General features: G+C 68.4%; 17 protein-coding genes and 1 pseudogene. 14 read left to right on the forward strand and 4 right to left on the reverse strand.

What is annotated here, in order from left to right; translation table 11 throughout:
• The first annotated feature begins 183 nt into the window (after positions 1-183).
• Positions 184-1,590 carry a glycoside hydrolase family 18 protein gene (locus ABZ070_RS03380; RefSeq protein ID WP_356629409.1) on the forward strand — a complete coding sequence of 469 codons (1,407 nt, stop codon included), beginning with the start codon at positions 184-186 and terminating at the stop codon, positions 1,588-1,590.
• Positions 1,591-1,736: 146 nt separating this feature from the next.
• Here ABZ070_RS03380 and ABZ070_RS03385 read toward each other — a convergent pair whose 3' ends face one another.
• Together ABZ070_RS03385 and ABZ070_RS03390 are read right to left on the reverse strand one after the other, a co-directional pair.
• On the reverse strand, positions 1,737-2,822 hold the full coding sequence (locus ABZ070_RS03385) for a DUF4190 domain-containing protein (protein ID WP_356629411.1): 1,086 nt from the start codon (positions 2,820-2,822) through the stop codon (positions 1,737-1,739).
• 151 nt (positions 2,823-2,973) lie between these two features.
• The gene (locus ABZ070_RS03390) at positions 2,974-4,551 is read right to left on the reverse strand and encodes a S8 family peptidase (RefSeq protein WP_356629413.1); all 1,578 of its coding nucleotides are present in this window, start codon (positions 4,549-4,551) and stop codon (positions 2,974-2,976) included.
• A 191-nt stretch (positions 4,552-4,742) separates the two neighbouring features.
• Here ABZ070_RS03390 and ABZ070_RS03395 point away from each other — a divergent pair, with 191 nt between their 5' ends.
• Positions 4,743-5,843, forward strand: a complete 1,101-nt coding sequence (locus ABZ070_RS03395) for a pyridoxal-phosphate dependent enzyme (protein WP_356629415.1) — start codon at positions 4,743-4,745, stop codon at positions 5,841-5,843.
• Positions 5,844-5,846: 3 nt separating this feature from the next.
• Positions 5,847-5,948: pseudogene (locus ABZ070_RS03400) on the forward strand (short-chain dehydrogenase); the annotation flags it as partial.
• On the opposite strand, the gene ABZ070_RS03405 reads toward ABZ070_RS03400, so the two are convergent.
• Together ABZ070_RS03405 and ABZ070_RS03410 are read right to left on the reverse strand one after the other, a co-directional pair.
• A complete protein-coding gene (locus ABZ070_RS03405; protein WP_356629417.1) occupies positions 5,914-6,633 on the reverse strand; it encodes an HAD-IA family hydrolase in 720 nt (239 codons plus the stop codon). The pseudogene ABZ070_RS03400 and the gene ABZ070_RS03405 sit on opposite strands and share 35 nt — an antisense overlap.
• Positions 6,634-6,686: 53 nt before the next feature.
• Positions 6,687-7,907, reverse strand: coding sequence for a M20 family metallopeptidase (locus tag ABZ070_RS03410; RefSeq protein WP_356629419.1), 1,221 nt, complete (start codon positions 7,905-7,907; stop codon positions 6,687-6,689).
• A 514-nt stretch (positions 7,908-8,421) separates the two neighbouring features.
• Here ABZ070_RS03410 and ABZ070_RS03415 point away from each other — a divergent pair.
• The 11 genes from ABZ070_RS03415 (at position 8,422) to ABZ070_RS03465 (ending at position 18,976) form a co-directional block, all read left to right on the forward strand.
• The gene (locus ABZ070_RS03415) at positions 8,422-9,024 is read left to right on the forward strand and encodes a hypothetical protein (protein ID WP_356629421.1); all 603 of its coding nucleotides are present in this window, start codon (positions 8,422-8,424) and stop codon (positions 9,022-9,024) included.
• A 210-nt stretch (positions 9,025-9,234) separates the two neighbouring features.
• Positions 9,235-10,443, forward strand: a complete 1,209-nt coding sequence (locus ABZ070_RS03420) for a 3-deoxy-7-phosphoheptulonate synthase (RefSeq protein WP_356629423.1) — start codon at positions 9,235-9,237, stop codon at positions 10,441-10,443.
• Entirely contained in the window at positions 10,431-11,054 is a 624-nt protein-coding gene (locus ABZ070_RS03425; protein WP_356629425.1) for an isochorismatase family protein, read from the forward strand. The genes ABZ070_RS03420 and ABZ070_RS03425 overlap by 13 nt, the downstream gene beginning before the upstream one ends.
• Positions 11,051-12,955 (forward strand): anthranilate synthase family protein, encoded by a 1,905-nt coding sequence (locus ABZ070_RS03430; protein ID WP_356629427.1) that lies wholly within the window; start codon positions 11,051-11,053, stop codon positions 12,953-12,955. The genes ABZ070_RS03425 and ABZ070_RS03430 overlap by 4 nt, the downstream gene beginning before the upstream one ends.
• Positions 12,952-13,299, forward strand: coding sequence for a hypothetical protein (locus ABZ070_RS03435; RefSeq protein ID WP_356629429.1), 348 nt, complete (start codon positions 12,952-12,954; stop codon positions 13,297-13,299). Before ABZ070_RS03430 ends, ABZ070_RS03435 begins: the two co-directional genes overlap by 4 nt.
• Positions 13,296-13,913: a phenazine biosynthesis FMN-dependent oxidase PhzG gene (gene phzG, locus ABZ070_RS03440; protein ID WP_356629431.1), complete on the forward strand. Its 618-nt coding sequence runs from the start codon at positions 13,296-13,298 to the stop codon at positions 13,911-13,913. Before ABZ070_RS03435 ends, phzG begins: the two co-directional genes overlap by 4 nt.
• Positions 13,914-13,955: 42 nt before the next feature.
• A complete protein-coding gene (gene asnB / locus ABZ070_RS03445; RefSeq protein WP_356629432.1) occupies positions 13,956-15,815 on the forward strand; it encodes an asparagine synthase (glutamine-hydrolyzing) in 1,860 nt (619 codons plus the stop codon).
• A 202-nt stretch (positions 15,816-16,017) separates the two neighbouring features.
• Positions 16,018-16,419 carry a Rid family hydrolase gene (locus ABZ070_RS03450; protein WP_356629434.1) on the forward strand — a complete coding sequence of 134 codons (402 nt, stop codon included), beginning with the start codon at positions 16,018-16,020 and terminating at the stop codon, positions 16,417-16,419.
• A 122-nt stretch (positions 16,420-16,541) separates the two neighbouring features.
• The gene (locus ABZ070_RS03455; protein WP_356629436.1) at positions 16,542-17,033 is read left to right on the forward strand and encodes a PhzA/PhzB family protein; all 492 of its coding nucleotides are present in this window, start codon (positions 16,542-16,544) and stop codon (positions 17,031-17,033) included.
• Positions 17,034-17,126: 93 nt separating this feature from the next.
• Positions 17,127-17,537: a VOC family protein gene (locus ABZ070_RS03460; RefSeq protein WP_356629438.1), complete on the forward strand. Its 411-nt coding sequence runs from the start codon at positions 17,127-17,129 to the stop codon at positions 17,535-17,537.
• Between the two features lie 407 nt (positions 17,538-17,944).
• Entirely contained in the window at positions 17,945-18,976 is a 1,032-nt protein-coding gene (locus tag ABZ070_RS03465) for a methyltransferase (RefSeq protein WP_356629440.1), read from the forward strand.
• The last annotated feature ends 2 nt before the right edge of the window (positions 18,977-18,978 follow it).

Below are 18,978 nucleotides of genomic sequence, written 5' to 3' on the forward strand. Positions count from 1 at the left end.
ACCGCAAGCGGGGGCCAAGGTTTCACTCGAAGTGATGATTCGCCGGTGAGCAGAGGTTTACCGCCGGTAGGACCGACCTGTCCGGCCCCACCCCTTGACCCCAATGGTCCATACCAATACGTTCCTGCGCACACGACACCGTCCAGGGAACCCGTTTCCGGTCCGCGCACAGGAATGAGTCCGATGCGTCGAAGAACCTTTGTCCGGGCGGCTGTTGCCGCCTGCTCGCTCTCGCTCGTCGCCACCCTCGCACCCGTCGCGGCCGCCACGGCCGCCGACCCCGCCGCCACGACCGGCACTGCCGGCACCGCCCGGGCCGAGCGTCACGGCAGCGGCCACGGCCACCACCAGAAGCAGTCGTACAAGCGCGTCGGCTACTTCACCCAGTGGGGCGTCTACGGCCGGGACTTCCAGGTGAAGGACATGGACACCAGCGGTCAGGCCGCGAAGCTCACCCACATCAACTACGCCTTCGGCAACGTGAACGCCGAGGGCCGGTGCTTCACCGGCAACATCCCGGGCGAGGCCGACGCCTGGGCCGACTACGCCCGTCCGCTGGACGCCGCGGACTCGGTCGACGGAGTCGCCGACACCGCCGAGCAGCCACTCGCCGGCAACTTCAACCAGCTCCGCGAGCTCAAGGTCAAGCACCCGGATCTCAAGGTGCTGATCTCGCTGGGCGGCTGGAGCTGGTCGACCCACTTCTCGGACGCCGCCCGGACACCCGAATCCCGCAAGGCGCTCGTCTCCTCCTGCATCGATCTCTACATCAAGGGGAACCTGCCGGTCGACGGGGCACGCGGCGGCGAAGGCGCGGCGGCGGGCCTGTTCGACGGCATCGACATCGACTGGGAGTGGCCGGGCTCGGAGGGCGACACGGACACCGTGTACCGGCCCGAGGACAAGAAGAACTTCACGGCGCTGGTGCACGAGTTCCGCACCCAGCTGGACGCGTACGCGAAGTCGCAGCGGAAGGACCGGGGCGGCAAGCGCAAGCACTACGAGCTCTCGGCCTTCGTGCCGACCTCACCGGCCAAGATCGACGCGGGCTTCGAAGTCGCCCGGGTCATGCGGGACTTCGACTTCGTCAACCTTCAGGGCTACGACTTCCACGTGTCGGGCGAGAAGACCACCGCCCAGCAGTCCGCGCTCTACGCCCGAGGGGACTTCAGCGTCGACCAGACCGTCCGCGACTGGATCCGGCGCGGCGCTCCGGCCCGCAAGCTGGTGGTCGGCATGCCCTTCTACGGCCAGGGCTGGACGGGAGTGACCGGCGGCGGCGACGGCCTCGGCCGGCCGGCGACAGGCCCGGCCCCAGCGACATGGGCGGCCGGCTACGAGGACTACAAGACCCTCAAGAAGCTCGCCGACTCCGGCACGTACACGCTCCACCGGGACCGGCGGAACGGCCACGCGTGGCTCTTCGACGGCACCACCCTGTGGACGTACGACGACCCGCAGGTGCTGCGCGCCAAGAGCTCGTACGTCCGCGAAAGGGGCCTGGGCGGCGCTATGTTCTGGTCACTCGACGGGGACACCGCGGACGGCGAACTGATGGCCGCCGTGGACAGGGGGCTGAACCGCCGCTGACCGGCAGGACCGCGGCCCGGCCCGGGAGGGCGGGGCCGCGGCCCAGGAGTCCCCGAGGGGAGCGGCACGGGAGCGGGCCCACGGGCCGGGAAGCCCGGGGCGGCCGGGGAGCCGGAATGTCGACCGGGTGCGGGTCAGGTGCCGGGCTACTCGTCGTCGGCGGGCGGCGTCGTGCTCAGGCCGAGCGCGTCGCGTGCCGCTACCCGAGCCGGCACGGTCACCCGTTCCTTCGCGGCCGTCACATGGGCCCGGAACGCGTCCTCGTCCTTCGCCTTCCCCGCCCGGTCCCACTCCCCGGCCGCCGCCTCGAACTGCTTCGCCCTCGCCCTCAGAACCGGAGCCGCCTGCTGCGGCCAGGAACGGGCGTTCAGCGCCAGCGCCTTCTCGCGCAGGACGAACGCCGTCCGCGTGGCCCAGCTGCGGTGGGCGGCAGGGTCGTCGGGGAACTCCGCGTCGGGCTCGCCGTGCAGTGTCGCGTTCTCCACCGCCAGCTCCGCGTTGATGTATGAGAGCTGGTCCGGGTCATGGGTCTCGGGGTCCACGCGCAGCGACCCCTCGAGCCGCCCACCGGCGAGCGAGCAGGTCACCGTCCGGTCGCCCCGCGCCCAGCTCTCCTCCGTCGGGAGGTAGTAGTACGACTGCACGTCCTTCGGAAGGGCCCATGAGTCGGGGGCGTAGGCGTCGTTGATCTCGAGGCAGCGCTCTGCGGCGAACGCCTCACCCGTCGGGCTGCCGGGTGCAGGGTCGGACTTCTTCAGCCGGTACGCGCCGGTGACCTCCGCGTCGTGTTCCTCGTCGCAGTCGACGACGTCGACGTCCACGACCTCCCCCTCCAGATCGCTGCCCGGCACGCCGAAGCAGTCACCCTTGCGCAGGTCCTGGGTGCTCTTCGACCGGGCGGCTTCCTTGAAGCCGTCCCGCATTCCGTTCCACGCCTCGCGTGCCTCGCCCGTGACGACCATGAGCAGAACGAGCAGCGTACTGAGCGACGACAGGACGATGCCCGCGACAGCCATGCCCTTGCCCCTCTCGCCCTTCCGGCGGAGCTGCCCCAGGGCGACAGCGCCCAGAACGAGCCCGAGCGGCGGCAGACAGCAGACGATTCCCACGACGAGCGAGGTGATGGCGAGCCCGTTCACAGCCGGCCTCTGCGGCGGCCTCGCGTACGGCTGATGCTGCGCGTAGGGCTGTTGCGGCATGTACGGCTGCCGGTCCTGGGCGGAGGGGTCCACGGCCACTTGCTCCTCGTCGGATCGGCGGGTCGCGTCGGTTCACGCGCGGGCACAGCATGGCGTAGGGGGCGGCCGCGTGGCGACCGCCCCCTCGTCGTGCTCAGCCGGTTACCGGCTCGTAGCGCGCAACTGTACTTCGTGGACTACGCGTTCAGAACTGCAGCGCCCACGAGTCGATCTTGCCGGTGTCCCACGACGCGTTGTCGCTGACCCGCAGCTTCCACGTGCCGTTGGCGGTCTCGGAGGACGCGTTCACCGAGTAGGTGGTGATCACGTTGTCCACGCTGCCGCCGGACCCGTACGCCTTGAGGTTGTACACGGAGCCGTCGGGTGCGACCAGGTCGATCCGCAGGTCACCGATGTAGGTGTGCTTGATGTCGACCGGCACGCGCAGGTCCGTCGGCGCCTTGCCCGTCACACCGCTGACGGTGATCGGCGACTCGACGGTGGCGCGGTCGTTGATCGCGTAGTCCGCGGTGTTCTCGAACCTGTCGCCGGGCGGCTCGGTGCTGCCGCCGTCACCGACGTACAGCAGGCGGTTCGGGGAGCCGGAGCCCGGGTTGCCCACGACACCGCTGGTGGCGGCGGTCGTCAGGGCGGTTGCGACCTGGGCGGGGGTCGCGGTCTTGTTCTGGCCCAGGTAGACCGCGGCCGCACCGGCGACGTGCGGGGTGGCCATCGAGGTGCCGGAGATGGTGTTCGTCGCCGTGTCGCTGGTGTTCCAGGTCGACTTGATCGACGAGCCGGGGGCGAAGATGTCCAGCACGCTGCCGTAGTTGGAGAAGCTCGAGCGCGCGTCGGAGCTGGTGGTGGAGCCGACGGTGATGGCCTCGGAGACTCGGGCGGGCGAGTAGTTGGAGGCGTTGGAGCCGTCGTTGCCCGCGGCGACCGCGTAGGTGATGCCGGAGGCGATGGAGTTGCGCACCGCCTGGTCGAGGGCGGAGTCGATGCCGCCGCCGAGGCTCATGTTGGCGACAGCCGGCTTCACGGCGTTCTGCGTCACCCAGTCGATGCCGGCGACGACCTGCTCGGTGGTGCCGGAGCCCTCGTTGTCGAGCACACGGACGCCGACGATCTTGGCCTTCTTGGCCACACCGTGCGCGGATCCCGCGACCGTGCCGGCGACGTGTGTGCCGTGGCCGTGGCCGTCCTGCGCCGTGTTGTCGTTGTCGATGGCGTCGTAGCCGTTGAACGCCCGGCCGCCGAAGTCGCTGTGGGAGATGCGCACACCGGTGTCGAGGATGTACGCGGTGACACCTTCGCCCGCGCTGTCGGGGTAGATGTAGTTCTGGTTCAGCGGCAGCGCCTTCTGGTCGATCCGGTCCAGGCCCCAGGAGGGCGGGTTCGGCTGCGAGCCAGAGATCTTGAAGACGCGGTTCTGCACGACGGACTCGACGGCGGGGTCCGCGGCGAACTTCTTCGCCTGCGCTTCGGAGAGCTGGACGGAGTAGCCGTTCAGCGCGGCGTTGTACGTCTTCTTGACCTTCGCACCGTACTTCGCCGCGAGCCGCTTGCCCGCCCTGGAACCCGCGTCGGCCGCGGACTCGTCGAGCGTGACGATGTAGCTGCCCTTGACGGCTCCGGGCGCACCCGCGTTCTCGATGACGCCTTGCGGCGCAGGCTCGAGCGCGGTGGCCGGAAGGGCGTAGGCGGTGCCGAGCGCAAGCGCGGCGACGGCTATGGCGCTGGCCGCGGCGAGTCTTCGCCGCGAGTCACGCATCACAGACATGTGAGGGGTCCTCCTCATAGGTGGTGCGTTGCTGTGGGGGTTGACGACAGGAGCATGCCAATCCGCGGCTCCAAGTCCGCGTCATGTGCATGCGTCCGTCGAGCGAAAAGATTGACCTATCCATAGGAATCCCACAAGAGGCCCGACCCGCACGTAACGGGCACGCCACACGACTGCCATGCTGGCGAATCATGACGGCTTACCACTGCCCCGGCTGCGGGACCATCTCGCCGGTCGATTCTGCCACCTGGTGCTGCCCGAACTGCCGCGGACCCTGGGACCTCGACTTCACCGCCTCGCCCGTACCTCTCACCGCCCTTCCGGGCAGGGTGAATTCACTGTGGCGGTACGAGGAGGCGCTGCCGCTCTCGGCGCCGGCGACCTCCCTCGGCGAGGGCCGCACACCGCTCGTCCCGCTCACCGGGACCGTCTCCGCGAAGCTCGACTTCCTGACACCGACGCTGTCCTTCAAGGACCGCGGTGCGGTCATGCTGGCCGAACTCGCCCGCCGGCTCGAGGCGCAGGGCGTGATCGCGCGGGTGATCGCGGACAGCAGCGGGAACGCGGGCACGGCCGTCGCCGCGTACTGCGCGCGGGCGGGACTGGACTGCACCGTGTACGTCCCCGAGGCCACCTCCGCCAAGAAGGTCGAGCAGATCCGGGCGCACGGCGCGCGGCTGGAACTCGTCCCCGGCGACCGCGAGGCCACCGCCGACGCCGCCCGCGCAGCAGCGGATCTGCCCGGCGTCTTCTACGCGAGCCATGTCTACAACCCGTACTTCTTGCACGGGACGAAGACGTACGTCTACGAGATGTGGGAGGACCTGGGCGGCCGGCTGCCCGAGGCGATCGTCGTCCCCGTCGGCAACGGCACCCTGCTGCTGGGCGCGGCGCAGGCGCTCACCGAGCTCCACACGCACGGGCTGATCGACTCGCGCCCCCAGCTCATCGCCGTCCAGGCGGAGGCGGTGTCGCCGCTCGCGGCGGCGTTCCGCGCGGGCGCGGACGGGCTGCTCGCCGCGCCCCCTGTCGCCCCGACTCTCGCCGAGGGCATCGCCATCCCGAACCCGCCGCGTGCCCGGCAGATCCTGCGGGCGGTACGGGACTGGGACGGAACGTTCCTGACCGTGACCGAGGACGAGATCCGGGCCGCGCAGCGGGACCTGGCCGCGCGCGGGCTCTTCGTCGAGTCGACGGGAGTGGCGTGCTGGGCGGCGGCGGGCGCCTGGACCGACCGCACGGCCGCGGTGCCGCTGTGCGGGGCGGGGCTGAAGACGGGCCTGGCGCACTGAGCCGTGCTGACGGCCGGCCGGATCGCCTGTCCGATCGTGTGGGCGGTCGCGCAACCGGAGGGCGTCGACGTCAACACTGTGACGATCCGGCCGATCGGCCGGCCGGTCCGACATCCGGGGTGCCCATGGCCGAGGTGCCGTGCGGTCCGGACGCGAAGGCGCCGATGTCCCGGACCGCTTCACGCAGGGTGCGGAAGTGACGGTGCACCCCGTCCACGGGTGTGGGGGCGTTGACGCCCCACACCGTCATGCCGGCCCGTAGCCCGGACGCCACCCCGGAAGGAGCGTCCTCGACGACGAGGCAGTCCCGCGGCTCGGCGCCGAGGCGCTCGGCGGCCAGCAGGTAGGGAGCGGGCGACGGTTTGCCCTCGGACACGGCTGCGGCGTCGACGACCACCGGCGGCACCGGCAGACCGGTCCGGTCGAACCGGCCCCGCACCCGGTGCTCGTAGTTCGACGTCACCAGTGCCCACGCTCCGTGCGGCAGCGCCTTCAGCATCTCGGCGGCGCCGTCGAAGGCCGCGTAGACGCCCGTCCGGACGTCCTCGTCCTCCAACTCGTGCAACGCGGCCAGGCACTCCCGCGGATCCCGGTCGGGGGCGACGGCTGCGAAGGTCTCGACGGGCCGCGTCCGCAGCGCCACCCGGTAGACCTCGTCGGCGTCCAGCCCGTACCGCTCCGCCCAAGTGCGCCAGATGCGGCGCTGGTTGGCGACGGCGTCGACCAGGGTGCCGTCGACGTCGAAGAGGACGTACTTCCTGGCGCCGTGTTGGGTGGGTTCGCTGGTCACGGGCCCATCATGCCAGGGGCCGGGCGTCTCCAACGCGGCCATTGCCGCGGCCACTACGGGAGTTCGCCGTGACGCTTCTCGCCCGTGGTGGCCAGTTTGCGCACGGCGAGTTCCGCGAGCAGGGCCGAGCCTCTGTGCAGGACGGAGTCGTCGAACTCCGCGTACGGGGAGTGGTTCATCGGGGCGGTCGCCGGGTCGGCCCCAGGTGGGCAGGAACCGAGGAACAGGAACGCGCCGGGCACCTGGTTGAGGACGAGCGAGAAGTCCTCCGCGCCGGCCACGGGAGTGGGAACGACGCACGCCTGGTCGTCGCCGAACAGCTCCCGGGAGGTCTCCAGCACGAATCCGAACTCGGCGTCGTCGTTGACGGTCACCGGAAGCACCAGCCGGAACTCGACCTCCACCTCAAGACCATGGGCCTGGGCGATCCCCTTGATCAGCGTCGGAAGTGCCGTGCGGAGTTTCTCCCTGACCCCCTCGGAGAAGCTCCGCACGGTCGCCTCGAACTCCGCCGTCTCGGGGATGATGTTCTGCTGCGTGCCGGCGTGCAGCCTGCCCACCGACACGACGACGGGGTCGAAGACGTCGTAGGTGCGGGTGACATGGGTCTGCAGCGCGGTGACCATCTCGCAGAGCGCCGGCACAGGGTCCTTGGCGCGGTGCGGCGAGGAGCCGTGCCCGCCGGCGCCGCGGACGGTGACATACAGGCTGTCGGAAGCCGCCAGCAGTGTTCCGGGGCGTCCGCCGAACTTGTTGTTCGGCAGGATCGCGGACGCCACATGCAGTCCGTACGCGGCGTCGAGCGGCTTGCCCGCGGCGTCCAGGACACCTTCCTCGATCATGAGGCCGGCCCCGTTGTGGGCCTCCTCGCCCGGCTGGAACATGAACACGACGTCGCCGTCGAGGTGTTCCCGCCGCTCGCTCAGGAGCATGGCGGCGCCGACGAGGCCGGCCGTGTGCAGGTCGTGTCCGCAGGCGTGCATGACTCCGGGGAGCTCGGACGCGTAGTCGAGGCCCGTGGTCTCCTGGACCGGCAGTGCGTCCATGTCGCCGCGAAGGAGCACGGCTCCGCCGGGCCTGCCGCCGCGGAGCACGGCGGTCACCGACGAGAGCTGCTCTCCCGTGGTGACCTCCAGCCCCAGGTGGTCGAGGGCGGCCAGGACCTTTTCCTGGGTCCTCGGCAGCACAAGGCCCAGCTCCGGTTCCCGGTGCAGGGCCCGGCGAAGCTGGACGAGGTTGTCCTGCAGGTCGAGGGAGCGCTCGGTGATCGACATGGACAGGTCCTCCTGAAGGAGCGCGACAGAGCGGTGCGAGGGTTCAAGCCTGGTGCTGGTCGTACGGTGCAAGAAAGGCGGATCACCCCCCACGATGTGCGGGGAAACGGCGATGTCGCCAAAACATTCATGATCACAGCGGCCGTTCCCCTGCCGAAATCGGCGCCGCTGACCAGCCCCAACGCTTCGGCGATCAAGAAATACAGCCGTCATATTAGTTTAGTACTGCACAGTCGGAGAGTCGTGCATTGACTCCCATGCATTTCTCCAGCTTGACAGGGGCCAGTTTCGGACGGTTATATGACTGCCATCAAGGGGACAGGATGGCAAACGGGGGATCAGGGGGCTGCACCCGCCAGTAGACGGAATTGAGTATTCCGTCGAGAAGCGGGCCCGGGGGACCATACCCGCCAGCAGACGGAATTGAGCATTCCGTCGGAAAGCGGGTCCGGGGATCCAACGCCGCAGGCGCGTTGTATTCACCTGATTGCCATCTCGGTGTGGGGGAGATGTCATGACCAGAATCCAGCGTGCACTGCCGGTCGCCGGCATAGCCATTGTGTTGACGGCTGGGAGCCTCGTCGGCGCGACAGCCATTTCCGTTCAGGCCAAGACGGCGAATGAATCGACGGCCGCGAGCAAATCAACTGCTACCACGATCCCGGCGGACATCAGCGGTAAGCGGGCCGCCGCCCAGACCCCTGCCGAACTGCTGCAGCTCCTGGGCGAGAGGATCGTGACCAAGGACGTGGACGGCATCATCGCTCTCCACGAGCCCCACGCGGCGATCGTCAATTACGACGGATCGATCGTAAGGGGCCACAAGGAAATCCGGGCGTTCTACGTCGAGTGGTTCAAGTCGGATCCGGTGCTCACGGTCAACCCTCGCCAGACCGTGGTGGCGGGAGGAAAGCGCGCAGGCAACGCCAAGGTGCGTAGCCGCACGGCGGCCATAATGGGCGACTATTCCCTGGAGCAGACCGCTCCGGACGGCACCCGTGAGAGCTTCACCGGGAATTTCTGCGACACCGTGCAAGAGCAGCCGAATGGTACGTGGCTGTACGTCCAGGACAACCCGTACCCGCCCCACGGCAGCGGAACATCGGCCCACCACTGACCGGGCTGCCTCGGCGGTCTCGTCTGCGCTCGGCCGACTGGTCGGCGAGCCGGCTGCACAAACGGGATTTCCATTCGCCCGTATCGAAAATCAAGCATTTTCGAGGCAACCCCTGCCGCCTTGTTGGACTTCGCCATGGGCCATTGGTGGCGGGCCATCGGTTGATGCACGGATAGCGAGTTGCCGACATGTTCGAGGTCTGGAGATAACTTGAACGTCACCTCGCTCGAAGTTTCGCAGGCCCCGGTTGCGCGGCAGCAGCCTCAATGGGGAGACCCGGCACAGGTCAAGCAGGTCCGGGATGTGCTGGCGGCCCTTCCCCCGCTCGTGGAGACCGAATCGCTGTGCAGGCTCCGGGGGTTGCTCGCCGGAGTTGCCGCCGGGCAGGCGCAGGTGGTGCAGGCGGGTGACTGCGCGGAGGATCCCGCGGAATGCACCGCAGGTGACGTGGAGCGGAAGACGGGACTCCTCAACGTGCTCGCCGGCGTCATGAACGCGATCACTCATCAGCCGGTGGTGCGGGTGGGCCGGATCGGAGGCCAGTACGCCAAGCCCCGGTCGGCGCGCACCGAGTGGGTCGAAGGCGTCGAAATCCCGGTGTACCGAGGGCACATGGTGAACGGTCCGGAGCCGGACCCGGAAGCACGGCGGCCCGATCCCCGGCGCCTGCTGGCGGGCTACCGGGCGGCGAGCCGGCTCATGGCCAACCTCGGCCCGACGCCACTGGCGCGCATCGAGCCGGCCGTGTGGACCAGCCACGAGGCTCTGCTGCTCGACTACGAGATCCCGATGCTGCGTCGGGATCGGGTGGGTCGGGTCGTGCTCACTTCCACCCACTGGCCGTGGATCGGCGAGCGGACCCGCCAACTCGAGGGGGCCCATGTCGCGCTGTTGGCAGATGTGGTCAACCCGGTCGCGTGCAAGGTCGGGCCGCGTATGACGGTCGCCGATCTGCTCGGGTTGTGCGCGCGGCTCGACCCTGAACAGGAGCCGGGCCGTCTTGCCTTGATCGCTCGTATGGGTGCTGACGCGACCATGGATCTGCTGCCGCCGTTGGTCCGGGCCGTGCGCGCCGCCGGGCACCCGGTCATCTGGCTGGTCGACCCCATGCACGCCAACACCGTGACCACCGCCGAGGGACGCAAGACCCGAGTCGTGGAGACGATTGTCCGAGAGGTCACGGCGTTCCAGGTCGCCGTTCGCACAGCCGGCGGAATACCGGGCGGAATACATCTGGAGACCACCCCCGATGACGTGACCGAATGCGTCGACGCCCAATACGGCACCGACCGGATCGGTGAGAACTACACGACGTTCTGCGATCCGCGACTCAACCCTCGCCAGGCGGTGTCGGTGGTCTCGGCCTGGCAGACGCAGATGATGACGAACGGGGCCGAGGAGGAACCATGCCGGGCATAGCGCCGATCCCGGCCTACCCTCTGCCGACGAGGGGTGAACTGCCCGTCGGCACCGCGCAGTGGACCCTCGACCCGCGCCGGGCGGTGCTGCTCGTGCACGACATGCAGCGCTATTTCCTCGGGCCGTTCCCCTCGTCGGTGCGTGACCCGCTGGTGCGCCACTGCGTACTGCTGCGGGAGCGCTGCGCCGCGCTCGCGGTCCCGGTGTTCTACACCGCGCAACCCGGTGGCATGACGGAGCAGGAACGCGGGCTGCTGAAGGACTTCTGGGGTCCGGGCATGAGGGAGAACCCCCTCGATCGTCTGATCGTCGCTGAGCTCGCACCCCGGCCGGCGGACCGGGTGCTCACCAAGTGGCGCTACAGCGCGTTCTTCCGCTCGGACCTGCTGGAGCAGATGCGCGACCAGGACCGCGACCAGCTGATCGTCTGCGGGGTGTACGCGCACATCGGTGTACTGGTGACCGCCCTCGAGGCGTTCACCAACGACATCCAGCCGTTCCTGGTCGCCGACGCCGTTGGCGACTTCTCCGCCGAGTACCACCGGCTGGCCCTCGACTACGCGGCCGCTCGCTGCTCGGTGGTCACCACCGCCGAGGAGGTCTTCCAATGAACTCGCCGCACTTGCTCGAGCATGTGCTGGGAGCCGATCCGGGCGCCTTCGCCCTGCTGCACCGCCCCGAGACCCTGGGCCCGGACCGCATGGAGATCCTGCTGGGCCAGGTCGGCACCCCGGCCCGGCTCGCCGACATCCCGCTGACCGACCGGACCGGGCGACCCGGCGAGGCCCGGCAGGAAGCGCTGGTCCTGGTGCCCCACCAGCAGATCACCGAGCGCGGCTTCGCCGCCGCCGCGGACGGCTCACCGCTTCTCGTGATGTCAGTGACCGACCAGGGCCAGATCGCCACGTCCGATGCGCTGAGATGCCTGCCGGACGAGCCGATCGCCCTGACCGGTGGGCGTTTCGACACCGAGGACAACGCCTACGCCGACACGGTCCGCGCGGTGCTCGACAACGAGATAGGCACCGGAGAAGGCTCGAACTTCGTTGTCAAGCGCTCGTTCGTCACCACCATCACCGGGTACTCCACGCGCAGCGCACTGAGCCTGTTCCGCCGACTGCTCACCCGGGAGACCGGCGCCTACTGGACCTTCCTCGTGCACACCGGCACTCGAACCTTCGTCGGCGCCACGCCGGAGCGCCACGTCAGCCTGCGAGACGGCGTCGCGGCGATGACCCCGATCAGCGGGACCTACCGCTACCCGCCGACAGGACCGGTCCTGTCGGAGGTCATGGACTTCCTCACCGACGGCAAAGAGACCGACGAGCTGTACATGGTCCTGGACGAGGAACTGAAAATGATGGCCCGGGTCTGCCAGGGGGGCGGCCGGGTGGTGGGCCCGTTCCTGCGGCAAATGGCCTGGCTTGCGCACACCGAGTACATCATCGAGGGGCGCAGCGACCTCGATCCCCGGGACATCCTGCGAGAAACGATGTTCGCCCCCACAGTGACCGGCAGCCCGCTCGAGAACGCCTGCCGGGTGATCGCCCGCTACGAGCCGCGCGGCCGCGGGTACTACGGGGGCATCGCGGCCCTCATCGGCCGCGACGCGGGCGGCGCCCGCACCCTGGACTCCGCGATCCTCATCCGCACCGCCGACATCAGTACCTCGGACCTCGACGACAGCGGTCACGTCGAGGTCGGGGTGGGCGCAACCCTTGTCCGGCACTCCGACCCCGACGCCGAGGTCGCCGAGACCCGCACCAAGGCCGCGGGCCTGCTCTCGGCGCTGGGCGCCGACGAGCGGCTCGACGAGCACCCGCTGATCCAGGAAGCTCTGGGGAGGCGCAACGGGACGATCGCGCGCTTCTGGCTCAGCGACACCGACGCGCGAACACAGCCGCACCCGGTGCTGGCCGGCCGCCGGGCGCTGATCATCGATGCCGAGGACACCTTCAGCTCGATGCTGGCCCACCAGCTGCGCGCCATCGGGCTGACGGTGCAGCTCACCCGCTTCGACGCGCCCCACCGCTTCGACGACCACGATCTCGTCGTGCTGGGCCCCGGTCCCGGCGACCCGCGGGAGGCCGACCATCCCAGGATGGCCCGCCTCACTTCGGCGATCGAGCACTTGCTGTCCCGGCGCGTCCCCTTTCTGGCTGTGTGCCTGAGCCATCAGTTGCTGTGCCGGCACCTCGGGCTCGGCCTGAGGCGCCGGGAGATCCCGAACCAGGGCACCCAGCGCGAGATCGACCTGTTCGGCTCGCGGGAACGGGTGGGCTTCTACAACTCCTACGTGGCCTGCGCGCGAGCCGAGCAGTTGGAGGTGCCTGGCGTCGGCAGGGTGAAGGTCGGCCTGGACGCCGGCACGGGCGAGGTGCATGCCCTGCGCGGGCCGCACTTCAGCTCGGTGCAGTTCCACCTCGAATCGGTGCTCACCCAGGACGGGGAGCGCGTACTGGGAGAGCTGCTGGCGCCGTTGACGAAGACCGAGGAGGTACTGAACGCATGAAAGCCACCATCTCCTGGTGGGATCTCTCCGGGTCCGACCAGACCATCGACTCCCTGCGCGTCTACCTGCGGGACGAGGGCGTGGAGCCGTGGGCGCAGATCCACGGGCTGCGGTTGAAGTTCTGGATCTCCGACCGGCAGACCAACCGCTGGGGCGCGGTGATGCTGTGGGAGTCCACAGCCGACCCGACGGCACCGATGCCGCCGAACCGGGCCACCGAGCTCATCGGATACCCGCCGACCCACCGAATGACGACCGCCGTCGAAGCCATCGTCGAAGGTGTCCACTCCGGCCGACCAACCGATCACGGACTGGCCTTCGGAGCGGTCAAGGAGTCGTCGTGAGCGCATCGACCCAACCCCCGCAGGCCCACGAGTTCTCCGCCCCTCCCGCCGAACCGATGGGCCTGCTCCAGGCCTGGTTCGACCGCGCGGTCGCGAACGCCGTCCGCGAGCCGGGCGCGCTGGCGCTGGCCTCCGCCGATGCCCGCGGCCACGCCTCCAACCGGATCGTGCAGGTGCTCGCGGTTCGCGACACGGGATTGGTGTTCGCCAGCCACGCCGACAGCCGCAAGGGCCGGGACCTGGCTGAGACGGGCTGGGCATCCGGCGTCCTCTACTGGCGCGAGGCCGGCCGCCAGGTGATCGTGGCCGGCCCGACCCGTCCGTTGCCCGACGAGCAATCCGACGCCCTGTGGGCCGCCCGGCCGGTCGGCACGCATCCGATGTCGGTCGCTTCGCATCAGAGCGCGCCGCTGCTGGACGAGGACGCGTTGAGGAAGCAGGCCCTGGAACTGGGTCGCGCCGGCTCGGCACTGCCTCGCCCTGCCCGCTGGCTGGGCTATCTGCTGGAGCCCGCGTCGGTCGAGTTCTGGCAGGCCGACCCGGACCGGTTGCACCAGAGGCTGCGTTACGAGCGGGACGGCCCCGGCTGGCGTGCCGGCCGGCTCCAACCTTGACCGCGCCCTGAACAGTGCACTCCAGAGGAAGAAGGCAGATCGATGTGTGGAATTGCGGGCTGGGTCTCGTTCGACCGGGATCTGACTCAGCAGCGCGCGGACCTGGACGCGATGACAGCGACCATGGCCTGCCGGGGGCCGGACGCCGAAGGCGCCTGGCTCGACCGGCATGCGGCGCTCGGCCATCGAAGACTGGCAGTCATCGACATCGAAGGTGGCACCCAGCCCATGGGGGTGCACACCGACGACGGCGCGGTGACGATCACCTACAGCGGTGAGGTCTACAACTTCCCCGAGCTCACGAGTGAGTTGCTCCGTCGTGGACATCGGTTCCGGACCCGCAGCGATACCGAGGTGGTGCTGCACGGCTACCTGGAGTGGGGCGAAGCGGTCGCCGAACGGCTCAACGGCATGTACGCCTTCGCCGTCTGGGATGCCAGGACGGACAAGCTCGTGATGATCCGCGACCGGTTGGGCGTCAAGCCGCTCTATTTCTCCAGTACCGATGACGGGGTGCTGTTCGGCTCCGAGCCGAAGGCCATCCTCGCCAACCCGCTGGCGGACCGCGCGGTCGACCTCGACGGACTGCGTGAACTGGTCAGCTTCACCCAGACGCCAGGGGCTGCGGTGTGGTGCGGGATGCGCGAGGTGGTACCGGGCGGCGTGGTCACCGTCGACCGCGGCGGTCTGCGTGAGCGCCGCTACTGGACCCTGCCGACCCGTGCTCACACCGATGACCGGCAGACCACCGTCGCCACCGTGCGCACGTTGCTCGAGGACATCGTGGACCGTCAACTGGTCTCCGACGTGCCGCGCTGCACCCTGCTGTCCGGGGGGCTGGACTCCAGCGTGATCACCGCACTGGCTGCCGCCAGGCTCGGCGAGCACGGCGAGCACGGCGAGCACGGCGGCAAGGTGCGTAGCTTTGCGGTGGATTTCGTCGGGCGCGAGGACGATTTTGTTGCCGACGACCTGCGCCCCACGTCAGACGCCCCCTACGCGCGTGAGGTGGCCCTGCACGTCGGCTCGCAGCATGAGGCCATCGTGCTCGACCATGCTGCGATTGCCGACCCGGCGGTGCGCCGTGCAGTCATCACCGCGCGGGACAGTCCGCTCAGCCTCGGCGACATGGACGCTTCGCTGTACCTGCTGTTTCAAGCCATCCGTGAGCACTCCACCGTTGCCCTGTCCGGGGAGTCCGCCGACGAGGTCTTCGGCGGGTACAGGTGGTTCCACCAGCCGGAGGCACAGGCCGCGGACACCTTTCCCTGGATGGCCGTCTTTGTCAGCGGCGCGCGGGCCCAAGTGTCCGATCGGTTCAATGCCGATATCACCGCTGCCCTCGACCTGCCTACTTATATTCGCGACCGCTACGCCGGCGCGGTTGCCGAGGTCCAGCGCGCCGACGGTGAGAGCGACCACGAGATGCGGATGCGGGTGATGTGCTACCTGCACCTGACTCGTTTCGTCCGCATGCTGCTGGAGCGCAAGGACCGGATAAGCATGGCCGTCGGGCTGGAGGTCCGGGTCCCTTTCTGCGACCACCGACTCGTGGAGTATGTCTACAACACCCCGTGGTCAATGAAGACCTTCGACGGAAGGGAGAAAAGTCTTCTCCGCGCCGCGACTGCCGACCTGTTGCCCCGGTCGGTGCTGGATCGGGCCAAGGCTCCCTATCCGGCCACTCTCGATCCGCTCTACACCGGCGCTCTGCTACAACAGTGCAAGGAACTGCTCACGACCGACGATCCGGTGTTCGAACTGGTCGACCGCAGTTGGCTGGAGGACATTACGCGGCGAGACTCGGACGCGATGCCCATCGATGTCCGCAACGGCATGGAGCGAGTACTCGACCTGAGCACCTGGCTGGACATCTACCGCCCCGAGCTCCGTCTGCACTGACGACCTCCATGCCGTCAGAAATGGAGGCCGCCCACTCTCGATGTCGCCATACGGAACACCGCATCAGGACTCGAAAAGGAGTCCGAGGCGACATCCGCGGCGAAACCCGGGAGCGAACGCGTGGATCGTTACGAACCACTCCGGCCGCGCCCGGCTGATTGCCGGAACAGGAAACACCCGTCCCACAAGAGAGGTAATTCAAGTGCCACACACGATCGTCAATCCAGACGGTTTGCACGACCCGGGCCCGTTCGGCTACAGCCACACCGCCGCCGTCCCGGCCGGCACGGAGCTGGTCTTCGTCTCGGGTCAGTACGGATCGGGCCCGGACGGCATGGTCGTCTCGAAGGACTTCAACGAGCAGGTCAAGCAAGCGTTCAGCAACCTCGCCACGGCCCTTGCCGCCCACGGGCTCGACCTCACCGACGTCGTCCAGCTCAGGACGTACGTGGTGAACCCCGACTTCGACAAGCTCGGGGCAATCGGCCAAGCCGTGGCAAGCGGGGGCGCGGGGAAGCCGCCCACGCAAACCGTCATCGGGGTCGCCGGCCTGGCCATGCCCGAGATCCTGTTCGAGGTCGAAGCGGTCGCCACGCGGTCCTGAAGCCCTGCCGCCGCCCGCGTTCGGCTCGCTTCACTCGAACGCGGGCGGCGGCGCAGGGCCGTGCGCCAAGCAGCGAGAACAGGTCAACTGGGCAGTCACATCATGGAGTACGGGGATTCGAGATGGCAGACACCAGTACGCAGCATGAGGGATTCGGCACCGACGTCGAACTCCGCCGCCGGCACCGTGAGGTCGTCGCGGATTACATGAGCCGAAAGGGCGAGAACCGCTTGACGCGGTATTTGCTGTTCACCGAAGACGGTAGCGCCGGCCTGTACACCACTGATACCGGCGAACCGGTCGTCTCGCAGGGTCACGAAAAACTCAAGGCACACGGCGAGTGGTCGTTGCGCATGTTCCCCGACTGGGAATGGAAGAACGTGGAGATCTTCGACACACAAGACCCGAACAGGTTCTGGGTCGAGTGTGACGGAGAGGGACAGATCGGCTATCCGGACTACCCGCCCGGCTACTACAGGAACCACTTCATACACTCGTTCCTGCTCGAGAACGGAAAAATCAAGCGGAACCGCGAGTTCATGAACCCGTTCCAGCAGTTGCGTGCGTTGGGGATCGAAGTACCGACGATCAAGCGCGGCGGCATCCCCACGTAGAGATTTCCTTCCGCTTTCAACGAACGGGCTCGGACGATTGTCGGTGCCCGTTGCTACGTTCACGTTGTCCGCACTCACATCAAGGAGTATCAGATGGGATCTCAACTCAACCCGTACATCGCCTTCAACGGGAACGCACGGCAGGCGATGGAGTTCTACCAGGAAGTTCTCGGGGGCAAGCTGGAGATGGGCACGTTCGGCGAGTTCGGCTCGCCGGACACGGCCAACGCCGACAAGATCATGCACGCCGCGCTCGTCACCTCGGACGGCTACACCGTGATGGCGTGGGACGTCCCGGAGCGGGTTCCCTTCAATCCGGGCAACAACGTTGCGCTGTACCTCGGCGGCGACGACGCCTTACTCCGCGACCACTTCGAGAAGCTGTCCGTCGGCGGCACCGTGACGATGCCCCTGGAGAAGCAGGCGTGGGGTGACGACGCCGGCTCGCTCGTGGACAGGTTCGGGATCACCTGGATGGTCAACATCACCCAGCAGCAGTCCTGATGGGCCACGAGGCCACTGTGTACGAAGGAGCCCCGAACCGATGACGGACGAGTTGGACGACAGGTTGGACCGGATCGGGCGACACCCCTTCCGCGCAAGGTTCCGGCTGCGCGGAAGGGACGGCGCCGACCAGGCCGAGGCGTCGCGGCGGGCCGGCGGGCCGGCGGGTGAAAGGTGAGGGGCTCCCGGTGTGAGGTGGAGCCCGTCTGATGGCTCCGCTGCACACCGGGGCGCCTTCGGGCCCCGGTGCTCGTGCGAGTGCTGCGCTGACGCCTCGCGCGGAAGTGACCGGCCGCCTCGTCGTGAGGGAACAAGGAGGCAGTCGTGTCGCGGACCGTTGTGCCGTGCCGTGGAAGACCGCGACGAAGTGGGCCGAGCGGTTGCGAGGTCGGGATGGGGAGGTCTCAATGACAGTCGACGTGCGGGCCACTCGAGACGTGGTCGACATCATCACCGGTGGATGGAGGGCGCAGGCCCTCTACACCGCCGTCAAACTCGGGTTGCCGGACCATATAGAGGCCGGGCGGACCACCTGCGCCGAACTCGCCGCATCGACCGGGGCGAATGAAAGGGGCATTCACCGCCTGATGCGCCTTCTGGTGGCCATGGGCATATTCAAGGGCAACGAGTCGACCGGTTACCGAAGTACGCGTGTGAGCGAAGCACTCAGCGACGGCCCCCAGTCCCTACGCGACATGTGCCTGCTGTACGGCGAGGAGTTCTACTCCGCCTGGGGGCACGCCCACCACGCCATCACCACGGCAAGCTCGGGTTTCGAAGTCGCCTACGGTCAGTCGTTCTACGACTATCTCAGTCAGGACGCGGCCACCGCCAGGCGGTTCCAGCACACCATGAACGCCGGAAGCATGTTCTTCCACCAGGTTCCCGAGATCTTCGACTTCTCCGGCGGCAAGATGGTCGTGGACGTGGGCGGAGGGGGCGGGCACCTGCTCGCGACGATTCTCGGCGCCGCACCAGATGCCAGAGGCACGCTCTTCGACCGCGAACACATGATGCCCAAAGCGCGTGAGCACCTGACCGCCGCAGTCGGACCGGACCGCGTCCAACTCGTCGGGGGCGACATGTTCAAAGACGTCCCGGCGGGCGGGGACGTCTACATCCTCTGCCGAGTCCTGGCCGGCTGGGACGACGACGCGGTCGTCAACGTCTTCGAGAACTGCCGCCGCGCCATGGCGGCCTCGTCGCGACTGCTCGTCCTCGATCGTTTTGTCGAGGACGAGAACTCCACCGTGCTGCCCGCACTGTGGGATCTGCACCTGCTGATGACAACCGGCGGCGAGCACCGCACCCTTGACCGCATCACAGCGCTGCTGGACCGGGCGGGCCTGGACATCAAGCGGATCGGCGAGTTGCCCATGGAGACAACCGCCCTGATCGCTGCGCCACGCACCCCGTCGCAACATCAGAAACATCCGTAATC

Source organism: Streptomyces sp. NPDC006283 (genome assembly GCF_040613325.1).
In the GTDB taxonomy this organism is placed as follows: Bacteria; Actinomycetota; Actinomycetes; order Streptomycetales; family Streptomycetaceae; genus Streptomyces.